Origin of the sequence: Nostoc sp. 'Peltigera membranacea cyanobiont' 232, from assembly GCF_002245985.1 — a bacterium.
GTDB lineage: Bacteria > Cyanobacteriota > Cyanobacteriia > Cyanobacteriales > Nostocaceae > Nostoc.
Window position 1 is genome coordinate 1 of record NZ_NOLK01000276.1, and the last position, 5,351, is coordinate 5,351.

Annotated in this window: 7 protein-coding genes; all 7 read right to left on the bottom strand. The window is 38.9% G+C overall.

Features of this window, described 5'->3' with window-relative positions; all coding sequences use genetic code 11:
• Nucleotides 1–310 precede the first annotated feature (310 nt).
• The 7 genes from CDG79_RS38775 to CDG79_RS38795 all read right to left on the bottom strand — a co-directional run bounded on the left by CDG79_RS38775 (nt 311) and on the right by CDG79_RS38795 (nt 5,199).
• Nucleotides 311–841: a hypothetical protein gene (locus CDG79_RS38775; RefSeq protein WP_189525286.1), complete on the bottom strand. Its 531-nt coding sequence runs from the start codon at nt 839–841 to the stop codon at nt 311–313.
• Nucleotides 747–1,091 carry a hypothetical protein gene (locus CDG79_RS38780; RefSeq protein ID WP_143855722.1) on the bottom strand — a complete coding sequence of 115 codons (345 nt, stop codon included), beginning with the start codon at nt 1,089–1,091 and terminating at the stop codon, nt 747–749. The genes CDG79_RS38775 and CDG79_RS38780 overlap by 95 nt, the downstream gene beginning before the upstream one ends.
• 322 nt (nt 1,092–1,413) lie before the next feature.
• Nucleotides 1,414–1,539, bottom strand: a complete 126-nt coding sequence (locus CDG79_RS38785; protein ID WP_094346815.1) for a ParA family protein — start codon at nt 1,537–1,539, stop codon at nt 1,414–1,416.
• Between the two features lie 292 nt (nt 1,540–1,831).
• Nucleotides 1,832–2,002 carry a hypothetical protein gene (locus CDG79_RS43155; protein ID WP_189525287.1) on the bottom strand — a complete coding sequence of 57 codons (171 nt, stop codon included), beginning with the start codon at nt 2,000–2,002 and terminating at the stop codon, nt 1,832–1,834.
• Between the two features lie 73 nt (nt 2,003–2,075).
• Nucleotides 2,076–2,864 (bottom strand): hypothetical protein, encoded by a 789-nt coding sequence (locus CDG79_RS44545; RefSeq protein ID WP_223278613.1) that lies wholly within the window; start codon nt 2,862–2,864, stop codon nt 2,076–2,078.
• A gap of 33 nt (nt 2,865–2,897) precedes the next feature.
• Nucleotides 2,898–3,497: a hypothetical protein gene (locus tag CDG79_RS44550; RefSeq protein WP_223278614.1), complete on the bottom strand. Its 600-nt coding sequence runs from the start codon at nt 3,495–3,497 to the stop codon at nt 2,898–2,900.
• Nucleotides 3,478–5,199 (bottom strand): DEAD/DEAH box helicase, encoded by a 1,722-nt coding sequence (locus tag CDG79_RS38795; protein ID WP_223278615.1) that lies wholly within the window; start codon nt 5,197–5,199, stop codon nt 3,478–3,480. The genes CDG79_RS44550 and CDG79_RS38795 overlap by 20 nt, the downstream gene beginning before the upstream one ends.
• Nucleotides 5,200–5,351 lie beyond the last annotated feature (152 nt).

Genomic DNA, 5,351 nt, shown 5'->3' on the forward strand with positions numbered 1-5,351 from the left:
ACAGATATATTTGATAAATCCCAATATTTCCGACATAGCAGCGTCTGCATTCTTCACAGCCTTCAAGGAGTTTCAAAAATCTCAGCAAATCAGAGCATTTTTCTCTCACCAGAGACATAAAAGAGCGATAATCAGTCTTTCGTAGAGACGGCGATTCATCGCGTCTTTGTGATGATTTATCGCATCTTTGTGATCTAGAATTTTCATCAAAAAACCTTAACCGAACCGTATTGGCGGCACTCCCCTGTGATTACAGAAGCTCAGACTTTAGCCGTAGGCATCGCTTACGGTCATCCCCGTCAGCACAAAGTTATTCTTCCTCCTCGTCATATTCATAATCAGCATAGTCTTTCCGGTGTTTTTCGTACCACATGCGTTCTTCCTCTTGAGCCGCCTCTCGCTGTATCCTTTTCCGTTCTGCCATCTCTGCTTCTAGGCGTTCTTGTGCTAATTTCTCCTTCTCAATTCTTTCTTTCAAAAACCTTTCTCGTTCTTGGGTTTCTTGTTCTACCCTCTCCCTCTCAAGTCTGATTAATCGCTGCTCGACTCGCCCACAGTAAAAATCCAAAGCCTTACCCGTCGCCGCTCCGGTACAGGTACCACCCACTAGAAAGATGAGTCCGGTTTTCCAGCCTTCAATCGGGCCACCGCTCCACTGCAAACTTTTTTGATTGAACCATACCAGCACAGAGAAGACAGAAATTCCAACTACTGTATTGATGAGCGCAAAAACTCTTGGTGTCATTTCAGTCTGGCGGAGAATTAGCCACTGCCCCAGCCAGAGTATTGCACCAACAATCACCGCAGCGATCGCCTCCGGTGCGCGAGTACGCGATCGCACTCATCGCAGCATTATCTGGATATTTGAACGGATCTAGTGCCATGTTAATAATCAATGGCACAAATATCAGCGCACAGAGCAAAAAGCCAATGAATAAGCCAGCAACACTTATCAGGCTCCAGTAGCGACCGAGATAACCAAGACGGAATTCCAATATCCACTCTTGTACGGGAAGCATTGTGACGTAAAACGCGATTCCTGCACTGACGTAATCGAGCATTGGCAGTTGTTTTTCCTTTGTATTTAGCATATTTGGCATAACCGTGCCAAAGCGGACAAGGAAAGATACTAACTTAAGACGAATTGAAGCGATTGTTGCTGAAAAGTTTCTCGCTCTTTGCGATCACCTACGGTGGGATACTGTTGGCGAAAGTGTTACAACTAAAAGCTGCAACGGCAGATTGAAGGTTTGAGCTTACATAGTACTTTCAAATATAAGTATGTATTACATTCGCCAACAGTATCCGGTGGGCGGTTACGCCATCGCCTGGGCGTGAGCGGTCATAACATCGCTCTCTGGAAAGGGATTTACCTTTTTACTGGTTGTCGCGTATCAAAAGCACTAATCTGGCTTAGGGATCGATGTCGATGAGCAGAAAGCGATGACCCAATTGCGCTATTTGGTAGCCCAGCTTTTGGATAAAGGTGGTTTTGGCAACACCTCCCGCCTGATTAAAAACTGCGATGATTCGGCTCATAAGTGAGTTGGCTTAACCTGAACCATTACAATTAAAGATAACTGTTGATGCGTCAATCAATACTCTTTATTTAGAGATGGGGCTACTGTTTTCTGAAAATTTTCTAAAATTGGTTGCTACAGCTAAGGGATACCAATAGTTTTGAGAGCCAGTGCTGTGCATCCCTATCGCGCGGTCAGGGCTAGAGAAGCAGAAAACCGGGTTAATAGATATTACATGAGTAATACAAGCATTTTTAGAAGCTGAAACCTTCATTTTCTCGTTGAGTAATGACTCAATGATCAGCAGAACGTCAATGACCTTCGTTATCAGGATAATCCTTATCTAATAAGGCTTTTAAGCTTATCCCGGTTTTCAGTTCGCCTGCACTCAAGCCCCGATTATCAGCAGCAGCTACGAGGGATCGCAGTTTTTCCTTGGCTTGACTATCGAAAGTTTGGATCGGTGCTTTACTATATTGCAATTGATACTTGCACTTATGTTTGATTGTATTCCTTTAAAAAGATTTTGTCTTTAATGATGAGTCGGCGACCACACTAATCTTCTATCAGTCTTGGATCGGGAATACCCCAGAGTCGTTCAGCTTTATCTATAGGATCTTCATATTCTGGTTCATATCCATAGTAATCCGATACACTTTGCGGCTTAAAACCCGAAATTTTCTCAAAATTAAAATAATGTTGCTTTTGTCGTCTACAGTCAAATCTCTCCAATGACTTCCAAGGCATTTCGTTGGATGTTTCTGAATCCCATGCCTTTTCAAAGCGAGCGGTGGAATATTCCTCGTCATCCTTATATTTCCTGGCATACAATGTTGCAATTTTATTTTTGGCAATTTGAAGTTGCATATTCTTATCTAATCTGTTGAATTCATCCGAGCCATACTCTACAATTCCGGCGAAGAAGGTTCTAATATAAACCCAAGGCATTTTTATCCAGTCATAGCCTAAAACTCGTCCATCATGATATTCGACAACCACATCACTTCCACCAGGTATGTGTGAAAGTATGTTTGTTCGATATCTGCGGTCAACCCACAATATCAGATGAGCGAGACGTTGTGGCAAACCTATGTAAACTCGTTCAGGTTCGATAGACCTTATTGGGTTTTGTCTTACCAAAATATCTGGAATATTAGACTCCCTTCGAGATGTTATAACCTCATTAGGAATTGTGGGAATTAATAAACTCGCCAATTTATCTAAGCTGAATTGCTCTTGATTTTTTAGAGATGTCAGCCTATTAGAAATTTCTTGCACTTCATGTTCGTCAACAAAAGCTTTTACTAAATGCTCTCCACTTAATCCATTTTGGAAAACTAACAAGCCTATTAATTTAAAAACTTTTTTAGATTCTATCTATTGATATCCTGTTACAACTTTTTCCTGGTCAGGGCAAAAAAAACTTTGTAAAGCTTCCAGGTTTAGGCGTGATTGTGTATTAAATTCATTTTCTAAATCTATTAGATCATCTAATCTCTTTAGAGTAAAGGGGGCATTCTTAAAAGGGGTGATGTTAAAACTAAAATTTCCAGCTAAAGCATCGTCAATAGCATATATCTGTTGAGTTGATTTAGGTTTGAGAATACAGTTTTTATCGATAAATAATTCTTTCGTGGCAGGCTTTACCATAATCGTGGATTCAGAACTAATCGCCAAATTGTTATAAGCCTGAAGTGTTGCAGTCGTATTTCGCACAAACATGGGATCGATACCCAGCATCTCAGCTATTTCAGTTTCTGTCGGAGAAGGAATAATATCAAGAGCAGATCGCAAAACAAATTCCTCAAATATATCTACCTTGCGGGGTTCACTTACTGTTACTTGTAAGGTTATTTGATTCAGACTGTAGCGAAGATAGCCTCCTCCTATGAATGAAAGTTGATTTTGTGATTGAAATTGTTCTACTAATTTATTTAATTGAGAATCAATTGGTTGGTCAGAGAAGGCTGGACACATCTATAAAACCTCTATAACGTTCAACAACGTTTGATACTTCTTGGTAGATAGGAATACTTGTAAAAAGGTTATGACATCCCACAATTACCAGTAATTCTTTTGCTCTAGAAAAGGCTACATTAACCCGTTCAGGTGTTTTAGCAAATCCAACTCTTCTTTGGTTGTTATTACGAACCATGCTAACAATGACAACAGCTTTTTCCATTCCTTGAAATCTATCAACTGTTCCAGTGCGAATATCAAGGTTAGGAAAACGGTGATCATTGGAGATGCATTTATTAATAAGTGTCAACTGAGCGCCATAGAAAGTTATAATACCTATCTCTTTTTTAGGTTCTCCGTTAGCAACTTTGGTCGCCCATGTTGTGTTCATTTGCTCGCACAATTTTTCTATGCAAGCAACTTCCTTGTGGTTAACATAAGAAGTTCCTGTTTGGTTCTCTCTAAATTCTTGATTATTAGAAGGTGTTTTGATCCAAATTATATGCTGATCTTCACTAATAATTTTACCTGATAAATTATGCGCGCGTTGGTTGTCAGGATCGGAAAGTCCACACCTTAATCCGCCATCACCCTCATTATAAAACTGGTTGATTACTTCCATAATCTGAGGGTGCATCCGATACTGGATGTTCAGCCTTTGCGTTATCCCTGTTTGTGCATTTTTTGCTGCTTCAAATTGAAGTTTAAACCAAGAATCTTCTAAAAATTGCACACTATCTATAGGAATTGAAAGTTCTTCAGCTATTTCATCTAAATTTCCCTCATCAAGGATAGGTGGTAACTGGCGATAGTCGCCAATCATTACAACTTTTTTGCCTTTGAGTGCTGGTATTATTAATTCTGGAGGAGTGCTTTTACTGACTTCATCAATAATTACAACATCGAATTGGCTGAATTTTTGAGAAAAATTCCATTTCGCTGCTTTGATGCAGGTAATTCCCACAACATTAACACTCTCTAAATATTTTCGGCTGATTGATTCGAGGTCTTCCTCTGATGGTTGGCGTAACCTAGCAATCCAATTTTGCATGGTATACTCATATTGGTCAAGGTAAGACGAGGCTTTAGCTAGGTGATCTTTCCAAGGTTCAAAATGTTGTTGAACACTTGTTAAAAAATCAGAGTTGAATAATTCTGTAGTAGGAATATCTATTTTTAGGGAATTTGGAATAGACTGCCAAATGTTTTGCCACCAATTCCTTTGATTATTTAATTTTTCTTGCAATATTTGTATCTCTTGATAGTGTTCAGCCATCTGGTTGTCTAATTCTGCAATCGCCTGAACAATACGTTCTCTATGGTGCTGTAATTCATCTATTTGAACTTGAAAATAATCGTTAATATTAAAAAATACAACAAATGGATATTGAGTATTTTGTAAATTGTTTGTATCTATTTCTAGTTTATTTATTTCTGTATTTTTTTGAGATTGCAATTCCTTCAACAATGCCTGGAATTTTGTTGTAACTTCAACAAGATATTTTGCTGCAATACTATTCAATTTTAATTCAATATTTCTAGGCTTATTTTGCTCTATTAAAATTTCATACTGATGTTTAATCGCCTCTAGTTTAATCGCAGTTTTATAATGTTCTTGAGGCTCTTGAGATTGGTTAGACTGGCGAATAATCCTTTGGGTTATTTGTAAAAGTTGGCTGATAGTTTGCAAGGGTTGGGTACTGTCAATGCTAGATTTCAATTGATTAACACACAAAGAAATATGCCAGGGTTAGCGCGTCTCAAAACCTATTGACAAGAGGACTTACCTGATCAGCGATAAGGTGGAAAACAAAGTGACACCATCTGAGGTAGGGTAAGATTTAATTCATCGAACTGCCATATCAAAGTAAT

Excerpts from the sequence above, each read along its gene's own strand:
- CDG79_RS38780 (WP_143855722.1), bottom strand. The coding sequence starts at position 1,091 with ATGCTAAATACAAAGGAAAAACAACTGCCAATGCTCGATTACGTCAGT.
- CDG79_RS44550 (WP_223278614.1), bottom strand. The coding sequence starts at position 3,497 with ATGTGTCCAGCCTTCTCTGACCAACCAATTGATTCTCAATTAAATAAA.
- CDG79_RS38785 (WP_094346815.1), bottom strand. The coding sequence starts at position 1,539 with ATGAGCCGAATCATCGCAGTTTTTAATCAGGCGGGAGGTGTTGCCAAA.